The 19,562-nt window shown below is 32.3% G+C and carries 19 protein-coding genes and 1 tRNA gene; 10 read left to right on the forward strand and 10 right to left on the reverse strand.

Annotation, left to right across the window (positions count from 1 at the left end; translation table 11 throughout):
* Positions 1-57: 57 nt before the first annotated feature.
* From AAC024_RS08715 to tsaB, 3 genes are all read left to right on the forward strand, one after another.
* Positions 58-1,176, forward strand: a complete 1,119-nt coding sequence (locus tag AAC024_RS08715; RefSeq protein WP_339894898.1) for an efflux RND transporter periplasmic adaptor subunit — start codon at positions 58-60, stop codon at positions 1,174-1,176.
* Complete coding sequence (locus AAC024_RS08720) at positions 1,163-2,497, forward strand: TolC family protein (RefSeq protein ID WP_339894899.1); 1,335 nt, start codon at positions 1,163-1,165, stop codon at positions 2,495-2,497. Before AAC024_RS08715 ends, AAC024_RS08720 begins: the two co-directional genes overlap by 14 nt.
* Positions 2,498-2,788: 291 nt before the next feature.
* The gene (gene tsaB, locus AAC024_RS08725; RefSeq protein ID WP_339894900.1) at positions 2,789-3,469 is read left to right on the forward strand and encodes a tRNA (adenosine(37)-N6)-threonylcarbamoyltransferase complex dimerization subunit type 1 TsaB; all 681 of its coding nucleotides are present in this window, start codon (positions 2,789-2,791) and stop codon (positions 3,467-3,469) included.
* A gap of 63 nt (positions 3,470-3,532) precedes the next feature.
* Here tsaB and AAC024_RS08730 read toward each other — a convergent pair whose 3' ends face one another.
* The 5 genes from AAC024_RS08730 to AAC024_RS08750 all read right to left on the reverse strand — a co-directional run bounded on the left by AAC024_RS08730 (position 3,533) and on the right by AAC024_RS08750 (position 8,492).
* Positions 3,533-4,348: a mechanosensitive ion channel domain-containing protein gene (locus tag AAC024_RS08730; protein WP_339894901.1), complete on the reverse strand. Its 816-nt coding sequence runs from the start codon at positions 4,346-4,348 to the stop codon at positions 3,533-3,535.
* A gap of 87 nt (positions 4,349-4,435) precedes the next feature.
* Positions 4,436-4,789: a DUF1304 domain-containing protein gene (locus AAC024_RS08735; RefSeq protein WP_339894902.1), complete on the reverse strand. Its 354-nt coding sequence runs from the start codon at positions 4,787-4,789 to the stop codon at positions 4,436-4,438.
* Positions 4,786-6,822: a thioredoxin domain-containing protein gene (locus AAC024_RS08740; RefSeq protein WP_339894903.1), complete on the reverse strand. Its 2,037-nt coding sequence runs from the start codon at positions 6,820-6,822 to the stop codon at positions 4,786-4,788. The genes AAC024_RS08735 and AAC024_RS08740 overlap by 4 nt, the downstream gene beginning before the upstream one ends.
* A 476-nt stretch (positions 6,823-7,298) precedes the next feature.
* Positions 7,299-7,499, reverse strand: coding sequence for a dodecin family protein (locus AAC024_RS08745; protein ID WP_339894904.1), 201 nt, complete (start codon positions 7,497-7,499; stop codon positions 7,299-7,301).
* 87 nt (positions 7,500-7,586) lie between these two features.
* Positions 7,587-8,492, reverse strand: a complete 906-nt coding sequence (locus AAC024_RS08750; RefSeq protein WP_339894906.1) for a NifU family protein — start codon at positions 8,490-8,492, stop codon at positions 7,587-7,589.
* Positions 8,493-8,667: 175 nt separating this feature from the next.
* Between AAC024_RS08750 and AAC024_RS08755 the strand changes: the two genes are divergently transcribed.
* From AAC024_RS08755 to lspA, 4 genes are all read left to right on the forward strand, one after another.
* Complete coding sequence (locus AAC024_RS08755) at positions 8,668-9,678, forward strand: type IX secretion system membrane protein PorP/SprF (protein WP_339894907.1); 1,011 nt, start codon at positions 8,668-8,670, stop codon at positions 9,676-9,678.
* Positions 9,679-9,970: 292 nt separating this feature from the next.
* Positions 9,971-10,486 (forward strand): gamma carbonic anhydrase family protein, encoded by a 516-nt coding sequence (locus tag AAC024_RS08760; RefSeq protein ID WP_339894908.1) that lies wholly within the window; start codon positions 9,971-9,973, stop codon positions 10,484-10,486.
* A gap of 82 nt (positions 10,487-10,568) precedes the next feature.
* A complete protein-coding gene (fabD, locus tag AAC024_RS08765) occupies positions 10,569-11,462 on the forward strand; it encodes an ACP S-malonyltransferase (protein WP_339894910.1) in 894 nt (297 codons plus the stop codon).
* A complete protein-coding gene (lspA, locus tag AAC024_RS08770) occupies positions 11,463-11,975 on the forward strand; it encodes a signal peptidase II (RefSeq protein ID WP_339894911.1) in 513 nt (170 codons plus the stop codon).
* 53 nt (positions 11,976-12,028) lie between these two features.
* Here lspA and galE read toward each other — a convergent pair whose 3' ends face one another.
* Both galE and AAC024_RS08780 read right to left on the reverse strand, forming a co-directional pair.
* Positions 12,029-13,054, reverse strand: a complete 1,026-nt coding sequence (gene galE / locus AAC024_RS08775) for a UDP-glucose 4-epimerase GalE (RefSeq protein WP_339894912.1) — start codon at positions 13,052-13,054, stop codon at positions 12,029-12,031.
* Positions 13,047-14,204: a DegT/DnrJ/EryC1/StrS family aminotransferase gene (locus AAC024_RS08780; protein WP_339894913.1), complete on the reverse strand. Its 1,158-nt coding sequence runs from the start codon at positions 14,202-14,204 to the stop codon at positions 13,047-13,049. Before AAC024_RS08780 ends, galE begins: the two co-directional genes overlap by 8 nt.
* A 215-nt stretch (positions 14,205-14,419) precedes the next feature.
* Here AAC024_RS08780 and AAC024_RS08785 point away from each other — a divergent pair, with 215 nt between their 5' ends.
* Positions 14,420-15,595, forward strand: coding sequence for a glycosyltransferase N-terminal domain-containing protein (locus AAC024_RS08785; protein WP_339894915.1), 1,176 nt, complete (start codon positions 14,420-14,422; stop codon positions 15,593-15,595).
* Positions 15,596-15,692: 97 nt separating this feature from the next.
* On the forward strand, positions 15,693-16,016 hold the full coding sequence (locus AAC024_RS08790) for a hypothetical protein (RefSeq protein WP_339894916.1): 324 nt from the start codon (positions 15,693-15,695) through the stop codon (positions 16,014-16,016).
* 279 nt (positions 16,017-16,295) lie between these two features.
* Here the strand turns inward: AAC024_RS08790 and AAC024_RS08795 are convergent.
* A tRNA-Leu gene (locus AAC024_RS08795) sits at positions 16,296-16,394 on the reverse strand.
* A 115-nt stretch (positions 16,395-16,509) separates the two neighbouring features.
* On the opposite strand from AAC024_RS08795, the gene AAC024_RS08800 reads away from it, so the two are divergent.
* Positions 16,510-17,724 (forward strand): site-specific integrase, encoded by a 1,215-nt coding sequence (locus AAC024_RS08800; RefSeq protein WP_339894917.1) that lies wholly within the window; start codon positions 16,510-16,512, stop codon positions 17,722-17,724.
* A gap of 7 nt (positions 17,725-17,731) precedes the next feature.
* Here the strand turns inward: AAC024_RS08800 and AAC024_RS08805 are convergent, their stop codons facing one another.
* Positions 17,732-18,391 carry a hypothetical protein gene (locus AAC024_RS08805; protein WP_339894918.1) on the reverse strand — a complete coding sequence of 220 codons (660 nt, stop codon included), beginning with the start codon at positions 18,389-18,391 and terminating at the stop codon, positions 17,732-17,734.
* Positions 18,391-18,801 (reverse strand): BfmA/BtgA family mobilization protein, encoded by a 411-nt coding sequence (locus AAC024_RS08810; protein WP_339894920.1) that lies wholly within the window; start codon positions 18,799-18,801, stop codon positions 18,391-18,393. Before AAC024_RS08810 ends, AAC024_RS08805 begins: the two co-directional genes overlap by 1 nt.
* Between the last annotated feature and the right edge of the window lie 761 nt (positions 18,802-19,562).

Consider the following 19,562-nt stretch of genomic DNA (forward strand, 5'->3'; position numbering starts at 1 on the left):
CAAATGGACTAAATATAGAAGCACCATTTGTCAAATTAATAAAATGAGAATAGCTAAATGAATAAATCAGTAAAAATTATTATCGGAATTGTAGCATTACTTTTATTTGCAGTGGTTTTAAAATATTTTAAAGATGCTAATGCTAAAAATATAGAAGACTTCAATGTTGAGGAACCGTTCTATACTTCAATAAACTCAAAAGTGGTAGCCACAGGAAGTTTAAACCCTGAGGAAGAAATAGAGCTCAAACCACAAATATCTGGTATTGTGGATGATATATTAGTTGAAGAAGGTGATGTTGTTAATAAAGGCGATTTAATTGCCAAAATAAGAATTGTGCCTAATGAGCAGGCTTTAACGAGTGCAAACAGTCGAGTGAATTCGTCAAGATTATCTTTTGATAATTCTAATACACTATATAAAAGAAATAAAGTGCTTTTTGAGAAAGGCGTGATATCACAACAAGATTTTGAGAATAGTGAGTTGTCAATGAATCAAGCGCAGGAGGCTTTAAAACAAGCACAGAATGATTATCAATTAATTCGACAAGGTTCTATTTCTGGCCAGCGGTTAGCGAATACCAATATTATTTCCCAAATCTCTGGAACAGTATTAGAAATTCCTGTTAGAATTGGAGACCAAGTTATTCAAAGTAATAATTTTAATGCAGGAACTACCATTGCTACAATAGCCAATATGAATAAAATGATTTTTCAGGGACAGGTTGATGAATCCGAAGTAGACAAGCTGGAAGAAGGTAAACCCATTAATATTATTATAGGAGCTCTTAATGAAAAAATATTTCCAGCAAAATTAGCTTTTATAGCACCTAAAGGAATTAGCGACAATGCTGGAGCCGTACAATTTACAGTTAAGGCAGACGTTGAAATTGATGCTTCCTTAAACATTAGAGCAGGTTTCAGTGCCAATGCAGAAATTGATATAGAAAGTAAGGACAGTGTATTTGCTGTTAGAGAGGCATTAATTCAGTATAACAGAATTACTGAAAAACCTTTTGTAGAAATCTCGATCGGAGATAATAAATTCAAGAAAGAAAATGTTGAGTTAGGTCTGTCGGACGGTATCAATGTTGAAATTACTGAAGGCGTTAAAGTAGGCGATAAAATTAAAGTTTGGAATAAAGCATCAAAAGACAACGAAGATGAAGAAGATTAATATTAAACAAGCCGTTTTAATTTTTACGCTTTTATGCTCTGTATCTTCCTTTGCACAACAAAAAAAATGGACGTTACAAGAGTGTGTAAATCACGCTTTAGAAAATAATATTACCGTAAAGCAAAGTCAAAATACATTACTAAGTAATGAGCAAGATATGATTGCTTCCAAAGGTTCTTTTTTACCATCAGTAAGTGCATCAGCCTCTCATAATTTATCTCTAGGTAATAGAGAATTATTTCCAGGTCAATTTATTGATAGAACAGATAATAGCACAAATATTGTTATAGGAGTCACTCAGACTATTTTTGATGGATTTAGGTTAACTAATTTGTACAAACAGTCTCAATTAAGATTAGAGACTAATCAATTAGAACTACAAAGAATAAGAGATGATATTTCATTAAATGTTGTGAACTCCTATTTAAATGTTCTTTTTAATAAAGAACGATTAGAGACCGCCAATGCACAATATAAATTCAGTGAAAAACAGTTAGATCAAGTAAATGAATTGGTAGAAGCAGGTGTACAACCTAAAGCTAATCTTTATGATGCTGAAGCAACTTTAAGTAGAGATGCTCAACAAGTTACTTTAGCAGAAAACAACTTTAATTTGGCATTACTTACCCTGTCTCAATTATTGCAAGTTACCTATAATGGGTTTAATGTTGAAATTATTAATATAGATACACCTTCAACCGCACTGCTTTACAATAACATAAATCCGGTTTTAAATTTTGCATTGCAAAATAGAGTTGAAATTAAAGTTGCAGAAAAAAATGTTGAAAATGCAGTTTTAGGTACTGAAATTTCTAAAAGTGGATTTTATCCAACAGTGAGTGCTAATTATGGTATAGGTTCAAATGTGTTTTTTACAAATTTAACAGATACCGAAGAAGCATTTTTTAATCAGCTTAATCAACAAAAGGGGCATCGTTTTGGGCTAAATTTAAACATTCCTATCTTTTCAAGATTTCAAAACAAAACAGCGGTTGCTAAATCTAGAATCCAAGAAGAAAATAGTAAACTTAATTTAGAGCAAGCAAAATTAGATTTAGAATCAAATATACAACGCGCATTTACTGATGCTCAAGCTGCATTTAAGGCTTATGAGGCCGCTAAAAAATCATTAAAATCTCAAGTCTTAGCATTTAATAACTCAAAAGAGCGCTATGATATTGGTAGTTTGACAGCTTTTGATTTAGAACAAGCTAGAGTACAATTAATAAATGCAGAGTCGTCTTTAATTAATGCAAAATATGATTTTGTTTTTAAAACAAAAGTTTTAGACTTCTACATGGGAAAATCGTTGACTGATTAGCTGTCGCAAGATCTTTCAGGTATTTAAAACATTGATATTCGGAAGAGTTTTTTACCGTTGCTATTATGTTTTAACACCCCTAAAGTCCCCTCAAGGGGACAACTCACTCAGTTAAACAGGACGATTGTCCCCTTGAGGGGACTTTAGGGGTGTTATTTAAAATATTTTACTTTTTTTTTCTCATTATTTAAGTGCTTTTAAAACCTAACAGATTTGCTTAATTATCAGAGTTAAAAAGAAGTGAAAATGTGAATATAAAACGATAGTTTTGTTTTTAATACTATATTACAAATGAGTAGCTATATCCTCAACATAGAATCGGCAACAACCAATTGTTCAGTATCTCTTTCAAAAGATGGTGAAACCATAGTTTTAAAAGAGGATAATGATAAAAGTTATTCGCATGCAGAAAGACTTCATGTTTATATTGATGAAGTTTTAAAAGAAGCCAATATAAATTTTAATGAATTAGATGCTATTGCAGTGAGCAAAGGTCCTGGGTCTTATACAGGTTTACGAATTGGGGTTTCAGCAGCTAAAGGATTGTGTTTTGCACTAGATAAACCATTAATTTCTATCCCAACTTTAGATGCGCTAGCAAACCAACTTAAAATTGATGATGGTGTTATTATTTCTATGCTTGATGCCAGACGCATGGAAGTGTATTCCGCTATTTACGATTCAAATTATAAGCAAATACGAGAAACCCAAGCTCAAATTTTAGATAAAACTTCTTTTAAGGATTATTTAAAACACCAAAAAGTTTATTTTATTGGTAACGGTGTTGAAAAAACAAAAACGTTAATCAATCACCCAAATGCCATTTTTATTGAAGCTAAATTACCTTCTGCTAATGACATGAGCTTGTTGGCTTATACTAAATACAAAATAAGCAACACCGAAGATGTAGCTTATTTTGAACCTTATTATTTAAAAGACTTTGTGGCTTTAAAGCCAAAGCCTAAATCGTAAAAAAAGACCTGTCAGGTTTTTAAAACCTGACAGGTCTGAGAATACTCTTTAAATATTAAAAGTTTAACCTTTCTTTCGTATTTCAACTTGATGTGGGTATGGAATTTCAATGCCAGCTTTATCAAGAGCTTCTTTAACATCCTCAGTAATACCAAAGTAAACCGCCCAATAATCGTCTGTAGTAGACCATGGTCTTACCGCGAAATTTATAGAACTATCTGCCAATTCAGAAACATTTACGGTAGGAGCAGGCTCTTTTAAAACTTTTGGATGCGATGTTAAAACATTCATTAAAATGGCTTTTGTTTTCTTAATATCAGAATCATAACCAACTCCGAAGGTTAAATCTACACGACGCGTGCCTTCTGTTGAATAATTAATTATATTTCCGTTTGATAACGAACCATTGGGAATAATGATTTCTCTGTTGGATAATCCAGTTAATTTAGTTGTAAAAATTTCAATTTCTTTAACAACTCCAAGTTCTCCTTGAGCTTCAATTAAATCTCCAATTTTAATAGGTTTAAAAATCATAAGTAAAACACCACCGGCAAAATTGCCTAATGAGCCTTGTAAAGCTAAACCAATTGCTAAACCAGCTGCTGCTAAAATGGCTGCAAAAGACGTGGTTTCTACTCCTACAGTTCCAAGAACAACAACAATTAGAATAATTTTTAATATCCAGCCTAACATGTTTAATAAAAACTTTTGAAGACTTTCATCATAATCTCTATTAGTCATTAATTTTCTGGTAGTCTTTATTATTTTTTTAATTACCCAAGAACCAATAAGCCAAATAACAACAGCTCCAAGAATTTTTAGTCCATAATCTAAGGCCAACTGAAGCCATCTTTCTGTATCAATGTTTTCTAAATTCATAATTTTTTTAAGTTTTTAGTAATCGCAAAGTTAAATACGAAACGTAAGTTTTTTAGTGTTTAAATGATAAAAAATGATTCATTAATTTTAAATAAAGCAAAAAATTAGCGCAATAATTGCAGGAACTGCTTGCACATATAATAACTTTATTTGCTTTGTGGAGTAAGACCCATATATACCTGCTATGGTCACACAAACAAGAAAGAAAATAGCAATTTTTATATCTTTTTGGATTATAGAGAATACAAGTCCTGCTGCCAAAAAACCATTATAAAGCCCTTGGTTAGCGGCGAGTACTTTGGTGTCTTCTGCAAATTGTTTCGATTTTAAACCAAAAGCTTTAATGCCTTTTGGTTTGGTCCACATAAACATTTCCAAAATCAGGAAATAAAAATGTTCAAAAGCTACAAAAGCTATTAGTATGATTGTTGTAAGTGTCATTTTTTTATAAATTTTATGGCGTCTTTTACTTCTGAAACAGGAAGTTTACAGGCCTTATTTACACACACATAAATAAGGGTATGGTTTGGGTTGTATCTATTTTCCAATAAAGGCATATTGTTTTTAGAAGTACTTCCAGCTATGAGTTTATTGGGGATATAGGTTTTGTTTAATGTGTTTATTTTCTGTTTGGCATCGGCACCAACTATAACCACTTCGTAGTAAGGTTTTGTGTAATTCAGCATTAAATCAAACCAATTAGAGTATCCTGATGGGTATTCTTGCATTTCTGGTTTTATATTGTTTAGCATAGTCATGGCGGTTTTACTGAAGTGTTCGTTATCAAAATAATGTGATAATTTAAACAGATTTTTTGCCATGATAGAATTACTTGCGGGAATAACATTATCTCTGAATTCAATACTTCTAGAAACCAGCGAAGCATCTTCATTTGAAGTGAAAAAGAACATATTACTTGCGCCATCGAAGAAATGATCAAAAGTATAGTTTGCTAAATCTCTAGCAGTAGTTAACCATTTTTCATTTAAAGTGTTTTCATAAAGCGTAATAAAGGCATCCATGGTAGAAGCATAATCTTCTAAATACCCATTTATACTACTTTTTCCGTTTTTATAATTATGATTTAATCCGCCATCTTCTCGTAATTGATTACTTATTATGAAATTTGCGTTTTTTTCCGCGGAAGCGAGATAATCATCATTTCCAAACACGCGATAAGCATCTGCATAGCCTTTAAGCATCATGGCATTCCAAGAAGTTAAAGTTTTGTCGTCTAATCTTGGTTTGAATCTTTTGTTACGTTCTTTAAATAAGATAGCTTTCCATTCGGCTTTCTTTTCAGCTAAAACAGTTTTAGTAAGGTTGTGCTTTTTTATAATCGAGTCATCATCATCTTTTCTAATGAGCACATAATTATCATGTTCCCAAAGCCCATAATTGTTTACATTATAATAGTCTGAAAACAATTCAAAATGGTCTTTTAAAAGCGTTTTTAATTCCTTTTTTGTCCACACATAAAATGCACCTTCTTCAAGTTCGCCTTCTGGGGTTTTACTGTCAGCGTCTAATGATGAATAAAATGCACCATTACTAGTGGTCATTTCTTGTTTTGTGTATTTTAAGGTTTCTGTGACGATGTCTTTGTATAATTCATTTTTACTAATCAGGTATGCATCAGCATATAAACTTACCAATTGCCCATTATCATAAAGCATTTTTTCAAAGTGAGGAACATGCCATTTAGCATCAACAGAATATCTTGAAAACCCACCAGCAATTTGATCAAAAACACCACCATAAGCCATTTTGGTTAGCGTTAGGTTAACAAATTCTAAAAGTTCTTTATCATTATTTTGATACGCATACCTTAATAGAAAATGATAATTATTTGGCATCATGAATTTTGGGGCTCTATTCATACCGCCTTGATTGTTATCAAATTGCTTTGACCAACTTTTAACTGCGTTTTGAATAAAGGGAGTATCAAAAATGGGTTCATCAGAATTCAATTGAACAACATCTAATGATTTAATGCCGGCTTCTAATTTACTAGCATAATCCTGAAGTTTTTCAGGGTTATCGACATATAATTTTGAAATTTGCTCTAAAGCATCTATCCACTGTTCTTTCTTAAAATATGTGCCGCCCCATACAGGTCTTCCATCTGGTAATGCAACCACATTTAAAGGCCACCCGCCACTACCTGTCATGAGTTGAACCGCATTCATATAAACTTGATCTACATCAGGGCGCTCCTCTCTATCTACTTTTATATTGATAAAGTTTTTATTCATCACTTGCGCTACAAGGCTATCTTCAAAACTTTCATGTTCCATAACATGGCACCAATGGCAAGCTGCATAACCAACACTAATGAGTATTAATTTATTTTCAGTTTTAGCTTTTTCTAAAGTGGTTTCATTCCATGCATTCCAATCAACAGGGTTGTGCGCGTGTTGTAATAGATAAGGACTAGTTTCATTAACAAGAGCGTTGGTGTATTGATGTTTCATGGACTTTGAATTCTGGCCTTTACAGCCTATAATAAGTATGATAAACGCGAGTGTAAAAAGGTGCTTCATTCACCAAAGTTAATGATTTAAATACCAATTTAATCAAGAAATATTGCCTATAAATCGTTTCTTTTCAGTTATAACAGCGTTAAAAAAAGAAACCGTAACGAAGGCTATGCTTTATTTTTTCGCCTTATTCTGCCTAAAAATAATTCAATTTATTTAAACAATATGTCATATTTAGTGTCTGGACGGAAACACAGCAAAATTAAATTTGTTTCTTTTTGCGCCCTTTCAGTTTATTTTTAATCGCTTGATACTAAGGCATCAACTCATAAAAACTAAACAAAAATGACATCAAAAATAATTCAAATTATAAAAATCGTCTGTTTCCGTCCAGACACTATTTAAATAGGTAATGAGCACAAAAAAAGCGTCCATATAATGAACGCTTAGGTTTTATATTGAAGCGGAATTTATTCTACTTCAAAAGTGATTTTTAAGTTTACCCTAAAGTCTGTTACCTCATCACCTTTTACGCTCGCACTTTGGTCTTGAACATAAACAGAACGAATATTCTTTATACTTTTTGATGCGTGTTTTACTGCTTTTTTGGTTGCATCTTCCCAACTTTTTTCTGAGTTAGCTAAAATTTCGATTACTTTTAAAACTGCCATGATTCTTTATTTTTAAATTAATAATTAGACTACCTCTTTAAAGGTAACGAATTTTAGACACAAATTGTATAACAAAGTCACAAGGATTTAACCGTTAATAGCTTCAACAGTTTCAACTTTTCCGGGTAACATTTCTTTGAGTATATTTTCAATACCGCTTTTTAACGTGTATGTTGAAGATGGACAACCACTACAAGCGCCTTGCAACATAACACTTACATTTTTTCCTGCTGAATCATAAGAAATAAACTGAATATTTCCACCATCACTAGCCACTGCAGGCTTAACATATTCTTCTAGAATATTTACAATTTCTTTTGAAATATCATCTAAAGCTTCAAAATTGCTATCAATTTGTTTAGAAGATTTTTGTAATGTTTCAAGGGCCTCTGGTAAAACAACATCTTTACCGTTTTCAATATAACTTTTAATAAACTCACGAAGTTCTATAGTAATATCTTGCCATTCAGCCATATCGTATTTAGTAATCGACACATAATTTTCGTCAATAAAAACACGTTGCACAAACGGAAAATGAAATAGTTCTGTCGCTAAAGGAGAGTGTTTCGCCTCGTCAATTGAAGTGAATTCAAAAAGGGCTGTTACTATTTTTTTGTTAGCTACAAACTTCATCACCGATGGGTTTGGTGTACTTTCTGCATAAACCGTTATAGGTACTTTTTTAGTAGTAGTGGAAGATTCTTCAACAACAATACCTCCATCATTTAAATAGGCTTCAATTTGTTCAGAAACTTCATCTTGTACATCATTCCACTCTACAATATCGTATCGTTCAACTGCAACAAAATTTCCAGATATATACACTTTTTTTACAAATGGCAAATAGAATAATTGCTGCGCTAATGGAGATGCTTTAGCTTCATCTATATTATTAAACTCAAAACTTTGGTGTTTGGTAATAAATTGATTGACCTCGAATTTTACTATGGCAGTATTTGATGTTTCTTGCACAGAAACCTTGAAAGTGTTCATTTCAGCTAATTTTTCACAAAAATACTAAAAGAAAACTTTAGATATCCATATATTTGAGTTTTGTTGCCTGTTTATATTGGCTATAGAGGTAAAGGTAGACTTTATCTTTTTTATGTGTAATTTTTTAAGGATCAAGACGTTTGTAATAAACCAAACCTACTTGGTAAAAAAGTTTATGAAATTAAAAAATATCATTTTAGTGGCAGTTTTAGTTGTGTTTTCTAACATAGCAACCTCTCAAGAAGGGCTGCCAATATATACAGATTACCTAACGGATAATTATTATTTAATCCATCCATCTATGGCTGGTGTTGCTAACAGTGCAAAAGTTAGAATCACTGGGCGACAACAATGGTTTGGGCAAGATGATGCGCCTAAACTTTTAACAATGAGTGTTAATGGACGAATCGGTGATACTCAATCGGGTATTGGAGGGATACTTTATGCTGATAAAAATGGGTATCATTCTCAAAAAGGAGCTTATTTTACTTATGCTCATCACTTAATGTTTTCTAGAAGTGAAGCAGATTTAAATATGTTGTCTTTTGGTTTAAGTGCTGGTTTTGTTCAGTATCAACTGGATGAAACAACGTTTTTAAATGGAGCACCTATACCAGATCCAATTATTAATGGAATCGTACAAAATGAAACAAATTTTAATGTTGATTTCGGCTTCTCATATCATTATCTTGATTCTTATGCTCACGTAACTGTTAAAAACCTTTTAGAGAATGCGGGTATTAACAGAGATACGCAGATAACGAGTAATTTAAGACGATATTTGGTTTCTGTTGGAAGTGTGTTTAGCAAATTTGGTAGTGAATGGAGTTATGAGCCTTCTGTGATGTTTCAATATAGAGATTTAACAAAAGAATCGGCAATAGATTTTAATGGTAAGGTTTACAAACAAATGGATTTTGGTAAAGTTTGGGGAGGTTTGTCTTATAGACAGAGTTTAGATGGTGCTGAATTTTTAACAAGTTCTAATGCTGTAAGTAGTCAAAAACTACAACAAATTACACCTATTTTAGGAATTAACTATAATGACTTTATGTTTGCCTATACTTATACCTATCAAATGAATGATGTGGTATTTACAAGTGGTGGTTTTCATCAAATAACACTAGGATATAATTTTAATTATAGACAAAAGCGTTTTGATTGTAATTGTCCTGCAGTAAATTAGTGAAATTTATATTGATATTTTTAGTTGAACTAATCCCGTTGTAAAGCGGAACTTTTTAAAAATAGAATTATACGGATTATTCCCATGTATATTTTTTCTTTTTGGCTTGTTCTTTTATGGCATTGATCATAGCGTTTTCTAAACCATTAGCATCGTCTTTTTTCTGTTTCAAAACATAAGTCTTATTGGTTAGAGTAAACAAAGTAGTTAAATATATAAAAGGAAAAGACGGAAGCGTTGTGCTTAGTAACGGGAAATAAGTTATGATATCCGCTTAAAAATATTCAAATTTATGCCAGTAATAAAATCAGTTAGAGGAAAATCACCTATCATCCCAAAAGACTGTTTCATTGCCGAAAACGCTACCGTAGTTGGCGAAGTCACCATGGGCAACCAATGCAGTGTTTGGTTTAGTGCTGTAGTTCGAGGCGATGTAAACTTCATCAAAATGGGTAACAAGGTCAATATACAAGATGGCGCCGTAATTCATGGTACCTATCAAAAATCGGCCACAACCATTGGTAATAATGTATCTATCGGTCATAACGCTCTAGTTCATGGGTGCACTATTCATGATCATGTTTTAATTGGTATGGGCAGTATCATTATGGATGGTTGTTTGGTAGAAAGTAATAGCATTATCGCTGCAGGAGCAGTCGTAACAAAAAACACCATAGTCAAATCAGGGAGCATTTACGCAGGTGTACCCGCTAAAAAAGTTAAAGATATTAGTAAAGAGCTTATTTCAGAAGAAATAAATCGCATTGCCGATGCCTATATTAAATATTCAAGTTGGTTTAAAGAGTAGTATTAGGGCGTGCAGAAGTTTATTTGGTATTACTACTTCTAAAGATTTATTCCTATTTTTGCAGCACAAAAAATGAACAAACATGAACGCATACATATTTCCTGGTCAGGGAGCTCAATTTTCAGGAATGGGTTTGGACCTTTACGAAAATTCACCTTTAGCACAAGAATTATTTGAACAAGCCAATGATATTTTAGGTTTCAACATCACAGATACCATGTTTGAAGGGTCTGCTGAAGACTTAAAAGAAACTAAAGTAACACAACCTGCCATATTTTTACACTCCGTAATTTTAGCCAAAACATTAGGGGATACTTTTAAGCCAGACATGGTAGCAGGACATTCTCTTGGAGAATTTTCAGCATTAGTAGCCAATGGCGCCTTAAACTTTGAAGACGGCCTAAAATTGGTTTCTCAACGCGCATTAGCTATGCAAAAAGCTTGCGAATTACAACCAAGTACAATGGCTGCCGTTTTAGGATTAGATGATGATGTAGTTGAAAAAATATGTGCCATGACAGAAGGTGTTGTAGTTGCAGCAAATTACAACTGCCCAGGACAATTAGTAATTTCTGGTGAAGTTGAAGCTATTAATAAAGCCTGTGAAACGTTGAAAGAAGAAGGGGCACGCAGAGCTTTGGTTTTACCTGTTGGTGGTGCCTTTCATTCACCTTTGATGGAACCTGCTCGTGAAGAGTTAGCGGCGGCTATTGAAAGCACATCCTTTAGTAAGCCAAATTGCCCAATTTATCAAAATGTAACAGCGAATGCTGTTATTGATGAAGCGGCCATAAAAGCAAATCTTATTTCTCAATTAACAGCCCCTGTCCGTTGGACACAAACTATTCAACAAATGATAGCTGATGGCGCTACATTATTTACTGAAGTTGGTCCTGGGAAAGTTTTACAAGGCTTAGTAAAAAAGATTAACAGAGCGTCTGAAACTGTTTCTGCAACTTTTGAAACCAATAGTTAAATGAAGCTAAACAAACGCTCCACCTATATTATATTAGTTATTGTTTTAACGATTGTGATAGATCAGGTTTCTAAAGTTATAGTTAGAGAGCATATAACGTTAAGAACAGAAATTAATCCTGGTGAACGCATTCCTTTAATTGGCGATGCTTTTATTATGATGAATGTTGAAAATACTGGTGCTTTTTTAGGTATGGGAAGTGAATTAAACCCCACCCTCAGAATTGTTTTATTGCTCATTCTACCAATACTTGTTTTAGGCTATGTACTTCGTTATATATTTAAAGATAAAACTCTAGATCATTGGTCGCTTTTTGCTTTCGCAAGTATTATTGGCGGCGGTATTGCTAATGTTTTTGATAGAATAGCCTTTGGAAAAGTTACCGATTTCTTATTTATAGACCTTGGTGGTGTTTTTAGAACGGGTATTTTTAATCTAGCAGATTTATCAGTAACTACAGGAATGATTATACTGGTATTTATAAGTTTTAGGAAGAAGAAAATTACTAAATAACAAAAGGTCGCTAAATTAAAAAAGCGACCTTTTGTTATAAATTCAAAAGAGACTTATTCGTTAGCTCTAACTTTCTGCTCCCACTTCCAAGCAGAACGCATAGCATCATCAAGAGACAACTTTGTTTTCCAACCTAAATCATCATTGGCTTTATTAGTATCAGCATAGGCCGAAATAATATCACCTTCTCTTCTATCAACAATCTTATAATTTAGTTTTTTGCCTGAAACTTTCTCAAAAGATTTCACTACTTCTAACACTGAACTTCCTTTTCCTGTACCAAGGTTAAAAGTTTCATAGGTCGCTTTATTTTTGTTTTTAAGTAATCGCCCTAATGCAATAACGTGCGCTTTCGCTAAATCTACCACATGTATGTAATCTCTAATACAAGTACCATCTGGTGTTGGGTAATCGTCTCCAAAAACAGATAATTCTTGACGTAAACCTATAGCTGTTTGCGTAATAAATGGCACTAAATTTTGTGGCACACCAATAGGTAGTTCACCTATTTCAACAGATTTATGTGCACCAATAGGGTTAAAATAACGTAATGCAATAGCTTTTAACGTTGGTACTACTTTACAGGTATCTTGAATAATTTCTTCACCTATTTGTTTGGTGTTTCCGTAAGGAGATTCAGCTCGTTTAACTGGAGCATTCTCAGTAATTGGCAACTCTTCGGCTTGCCCATAAACCGTACAAGATGAACTAAAAATAAATGCCGCAGATGGTAACTTTTTCAATTCTTTAAGAATATAAACTAAAGTACCAATATTGTTTTCATAATAAAGTAAAGGCTCTTTTACACTTTCTCCCACTGCCTTACTAGCTGCAAAATGAATCACTCCTTTTACGTCATTATGTTTAGCGAAAAATGCTTCAACACCTTCTTTGTCTTTTAAATCTAGTTTTTCAAAAACTGGTGTTTTACCGGTAATAGCAGTAATACCATCTAGTACTTTTATTGATGAGTTTGATAAATCATCAATAATAACAACCTCATAATCTTCATTTTGTAACTCTACAACTGTATGAGAACCAATAAAGCCCAATCCGCCTGTTACTAATATTTTATCCATTAATAAATTTTATAATTGTTGATGTAATAAACTCTATCTGTTCGTCATCTAATTCGGTGTGCATGGGCAACGAAATAACATCTTTTACGAGTTGATTTGTAACTTCAAAATCAGATTCATTATACCTGGAATCTTGATATGCCTTTTGCTTGTGGAGTGCAATAGGGTAGTACACACCACAAGGAATTCCGTTGTCATTTAAGTGTTTAACCAAAGCATCTCTATCTATGCCATTTATTCTAAGCGTATATTGATGAAATACATGGCAATCGCAAGAATCACAAATACCGTCACAACTTTTACTAACTGTTTTAGGCGTTGTAATTTTTTCAATACCTTCTAAAGCTTTGCTATATTTTTTTGCGGCACTTTGTCTTGCTTTATTGTAACTATCTAAACGTGGTAATTTAGCATCTAATACTGCAGCCTGTATACTATCAAGCCTCGAGTTTACACCTACTACATCATGATGGTATCGCTCGTACATCCCATGATTTACTATACCTCTAATTGTGTGTGCTAAATCGTCATTATTTGTAAAAATAGCTCCACCATCACCATAACACCCTAAATTTTTGGATGGAAAAAATGACGTAGCACCAACATGCCCAATAGTTCCAGCTTTCACTTTAGTTCCGTTACTATATGTGTAATTAGCACCAATAGCTTGTGCATTATCTTCAATTACAAATAAGTCATGCTCTTGCGCAATCTCCATTATAGCTTCCATATTAGCACATTGCCCAAATAAATGAACTGGTACAATCGCTTTTGTTTTTGGTGTAATGGCTTTTTTTATAGCTTCCATGTTGATGTTGAAATCATCTTCATTAACATCAACTAAAACAGGTGTTAATTGCAATAAAGCAATAACCTCAACAGTAGCTGCAAAAGTGAAATCGGCAGTAATAACTTCATCCCCAGGCTTTAAGCCTAGACCCATCATAGCTATCTGCAATGCATCCGTTCCATTTGCACATGGAATAACATGTTTCACCCCTAAATAGGACTCTAGGTTTTTTTGAAACTCATGAACCTTAGGGCCGTTTATAAATGTAGTGTTTTCAATTACCTCTTGGATAGAAGGATTAACGATATCTTTTATATCGCTATACTGACCTTTAAGGTCAACCATTTGAATTTTTTTCATCTAAAAAAAATTGTAGTCAATATTTTAAGTTATAATAAGGACTAATTTAATGCTAATCTTATGCGGATTAACAGGCGGTAAAATTACAAAATTGATTGACGCTAACCAATGAATTTATTTCAAAGAAATGTATTTTAGCATTTAAATAAAGAATATTGCGTTTTATCTATAACATAGGAATATATCTTGCAAATTTTGGTTTAAAATTTGGAGCTTTGTTTAACGACAAATTAAAAAAAGGTGTTGTTGGCAGAAAAACAACTTTTAAGGTTTTAAAAAACAATTTAAGTAAGAATGATAAAACACTTTGGTTTCATTGTGCATCTTTAGGTGAATATGAACAAGGGCTTCCTGTTTTTACAAAACTCAGAAATCACTATAAAAATCATAAAATTATTCTTAGTTTTCTCTCTCCTTCTGGATATGAAATTCGAAAAAACACACCAATTGCAGATATCGTTATCTATCTCCCTTTAGACACTAAGACCAATGCTAAACGGTTTTTAGATCTAGTAAACCCTGAACTTACCATTTTTATTAAGTATGATATTTGGCCAAATTTTTTAATTGAATTAAAGCGAAGACAATTACGTGCAATATTAATTTCTGCTGTATTTAGAAAAAATCAAATTTATTTCAAGGCTTACGGAAACCGTTTTAAAGAAGCTTTATTTGCTTTTGAATATATTTTTACACAGAATGAAGCTTCTAAAACACGCCTTCAAACTATCAATTACCAGGCCGTTTCAGTAAGCGGCGACACGCGTTTTGACAGAGTTTATAATCAATTAGACATAGATAATAAATTAAATTTTATTGAAGAATTTAAAAACAATCAAATTTGTGTTGTTGCAGGTAGCACATGGCCTGAAGGTGAATCTTTATTTATCAATTTTATCAATTCTGAAGCCTCAAAAAATGTGAAATTTATAATTGCTCCTCACGATATTAAATCTGAACGTGTTAAAAACTTGCAAGAAAAAATTAATTCAAAAACTACTTTATTTTCTGATAAAAACAGAGAAAATTTATCCGATTGCCAAGTCTTTATAATTGATACTGTTGGGATTCTTTCAAAAATTTACAGCTATGCCGACATCGCATATATTGGAGGTGCTATGGGACATACAGGTTTGCATAACACCTTAGAAGCAGCTGTTTTTGGTGTGCCCATTATAATTGGCAATAATCATGAAAAGTTTCCAGAAGCAAAAGCCATGATTGATAATGGGGGCATGTTTTCTGTTTCTACAAAAAATGATTTCACTTCAATTTTAAATAAATTAATTAGCAATAGTGACTTTAGGTTAAAATGTGGGTCTAAGAATGTAGAATATATCAAAGAGAATCGAGGTGCTGTAATCCAAATACTAGATTATCTGCGTATATAAGTATATTTTGAGCTCTGAATTTTACAAAATTCGTAGTTCTAATAAAAAGTCATTAAATTGGCATTCAATAAAAAAATAAACACTAAAACAAAAACCAATGAAAAAATTATTATTAAGTTCAATCTTATTATTAGCTTTAAGCTTAAGTTTCACATCTTGTAGAGATACAAAAAAAGCAGACTCAATAGAAGAAGCTTTAGAAAATACAGGTGATGCTATTGAAGATGCTGCTGATGAAGCTGTAGATTCTGCTGGTGACGCCGTAGATTCTGCTGTTGATGCCGCTGGTGACGCTGTTGAAAATGCTGCTGATGCTGCTGGTGATGCTGTAGATTCTGCTGTTGACGCTGCAGGTGAAACAGTTGACAAAGCTGCGGACGCGGTGAAAAAAGAAGCAGATAAATTAAAAGCTGGTCACTAATTTAGCTTAGATTTTATACAATTTATAAAAACCACCTTATAGGTGGTTTTTTTGTACATAACATTTAAATTTTAAGCATAAAAAAAGCCTTATCAAAATTTAATAAGGCTTTAGTACTGAAGACGGGAATTGACTACGTCGAGTCCCATATCAACATCTTGAGAAAAGTCAATCCAAAATTTTGAATTACTTTTTTATTTTTAAACTGTACCAAAATTCAAACATTCAGTAAAATTTAAAAATAAAAAAGCCGAAACGAAAGTTTCGGCTTTTCATCTGTACTGAAGACGGGACTTGAACCCGTACGTCCTAATGGACATTGGATTTTAAGTCCAATCATATTTAACTCAAATAACACCAAACTAATTCATATTCAATTGATTAACAGTAATTTAATTTTTTATGATATCATTTAAAATCAAGCAAAATCAATATTTGTTGTACCTATGTTGTACCTAAAATGATTATCTTTAGTATCTAAAGTATTAAAAAAATGTCTTCAAATGCAAAAATTGTTCTTCGAAAGAAGCAAAACAAAAATGGTTTATACCCTTTAGCGATTAGAATTTCGAAAAACAGACGTTCCAACTATCATTACATAGGTCATTATATAGAATTAGAATATTGGGATGAGAAAAATATCCGTGTTAGAAAATCACATCCAAATGCAGTAAATCTTAATAATCTGTTGGTGAAAAAATTATCTGAAGCTAGTAAGATGCTCATGGATTTGCAGGCTGAAAAACAAGACTTATCATCAATTAGGATTAAGGAGAAACTATATAAAAATTCAAAATCCTCAAGCTTTTCTGAAATTTCAAAAGCTTTTTTAGATGAACTTGAGGCTAATAAAAAATTGGCTCGGTATTATGCAGATAAGGTAAGAGTAAATCATGTATTAAATTTTTCAAAATCAAATCAACTTTCCTTTCAAGAAATTGATGAACAATTCCTCAGAAATTTTAAAACACATTTAAGAACGAAGATTGGTTTATCTGAAAGATCTATAGTCAACAACCTTGTTGTAATAAGAACTATATATAATAGAGCCATCAAGTTAGGAATTGTCGATAGAAAATTATACCCTTTCGGGTCAGATAGAATTCAAATTAAATTTCCAGAAAGTCAAAAAATTGGGTTAAATAAGGAAGAGCTTATTGCTTTAGAAAGTGTCAAAAGTTTAACTGAAAACGAAATACATGCAAGAAATATTTGGCTTTTTAGTTTCTATTTTGCTGGCATACGTGTTGCTGATGTACTCAAAATTAGGTGGTCTGATATTTCCGACAATAGACTTAACTATCGTATGAATAAAAACTCAAAATTATTATCATTAAAGATACCTGAAAAAGCTTTTCCTATTTTAGAACAATACTCGATTAATAAACTGGACGATAATGATTTTATTTTTCCAGAGATGAAAATGGTTAATCTTAGAGAATCAAAGGATGTCTTTAGAAAAGTTAACGCTGCAACAACAATGTTAAATAAGTATTTAGCAAGGGTTGCGGAAAAGGCTGAAATTAATAAGAAAGTTACCATGCACATTGCCCGCCATAGCTTTGGTAATATCTCTGAGGATAAAATCCCTATTAAGATGCTTCAAAAGCTATATCGTCATTCCTCAATTACCACCACTATCAACTATCAAGCTAACTTTATGCATAAAGATGCTGATGATGCTTTAGACAGCGTAATAAACTTTTGATATCTAATTATAATGGAATATCATAATCTTTAACGTTATTATTCTTCAAGTTATCCACATAGCCAGAAAATGGACTGGTGTATTCCTCTTTTATTATAAAACCTTTCTCAACAAAATTTTTAGCGCTCTCTTTCCAGTTTTGAATGTTTAGGCCTCTACTAAGCTTCCAATTTTTTGTTTCATAATATGCATAAAATTTTCGCCCTTCTTTTTCAGGCCAACTATTCTTCTTAAAAAATTCAAAAACTTCTAATTCATTTTTTGGCCTTGCCAGTTTATTTAAGTTTTCTTTTGTTTTATGTTTATAAGAAGATACCAAATTTTGGCCTAGTTCTGGGACGCAGTTGTCCAAATTTTGGACTGGTTGGCCACAAAAAATGACCATCTTAATTTTAGAACCTCTAGCTGGGTGGTATGATGGAAAATATTTTAAATAGCCCCAGTTATTAAGATCATTCAGATAATTGTGATAAGTCGTTTTTGATTTAAATTTTGCTTTTTCCATAATCAATTCTCTGTTGATGGTTATGGTCTTTTTGAAAAATTCTCGATTCCATTTTTGAAAAAATGCCAGATACAATGTTATATGACCTTGTCTAATTCGAGCATCCTTATTGAAGCGTTCAAAAATTGCGTTTAGCTGAATAATATAGTTTACTCTTTCCATTAGTCATACTTATCAATGAATTTCTTTGCTGTATATTTAACTTCTTTCTTTTCCTCAAAATACTTTTTTTCTAAAATCAATTTTTCCTTGGGTGGTTCTGCTTGTTCAAAAAGAGATTGCATCATTGCCACCGTCGGTTTGGTCTGGTTTTTTTCAATGTCTTTCATTATGGCAATCATTCCGTTCATCCGTTTCTTAATGAGTAATGAAAGTCGCTTTTCTAATGTTTCCATATTTGGTCCTATTGACTCTACCGGGGAAATACCGTTTTCATTGAAAAAGTTCATCATTAAAAGTAGTGTCATCGATTGGGATTTCGACAACATTTTACTAAATTTTCTAAAGTCATTAGCCACAGACTTCTTAATCTTTAGCGTTTCAAATTCTTCGTTTTCAAATCCTTTATCCATAGTTTTTAGTAAAAAAATTACCTGTTTACGGTGGTTACAAAGTGTTTTTAGTAAAAAGTAGCGTTTATAACAAAATCTCGAAAAACCTAAAAACTATGCTAAACCCTATAAACGCTATGTTTATAGCAAAAATCGTATAAACGTAACATCGCGAAGCGTGTTACCCTCTTGCTATACGATTCCTTCATTTCATTTCAGGATCTTAATACTTTTCAACCAAAGCTGAAAAGCCTAATTAGCTACTTTCATTACCATAGTTTTTTAGTAATAAAGTGAAGTTAATAATTTACAAACACCTGACAATCATTTAAATAAACTAATTTTCATATTCATTTTAAATGGTTCTATTTGATGTAATTTGATATATATTTCCGTTTAATAACACATACTTATTATATCTTAAGCGTTTTCCTTTTCATTTGACATGAAATACTATATTATCTTAATGTTAACGCTTTTATTTGTGGCAAAATGATACAGATTAGACCTCAATTCAAATTCATTCACTTACTTCCCATAGCGCCATCGCCGTTACCTTTTCGGTAACTGACACTAAAATTGTGAACGAGTAAGAACTTATAAAAGTGAGTAAGCGAACGGTTATGCAGTTCGTCTCGGACAGAATTTTAAACTTTGTGAAGAAATAGGTTGTGGTAATCTTTTTGCTTAGCGAACGCTGTCGCTTTTTCTGCGATTGTGTTCAAGATGGTTTAGTGAACCGCTTTTCTCGGAATGAAGTTTTTCGCGTAATGTAGAGGAAT

The organism is uncultured Algibacter sp. (genome assembly GCF_963976535.1).
Classification (GTDB): Bacteria; Bacteroidota; Bacteroidia; order Flavobacteriales; family Flavobacteriaceae; genus Algibacter_B.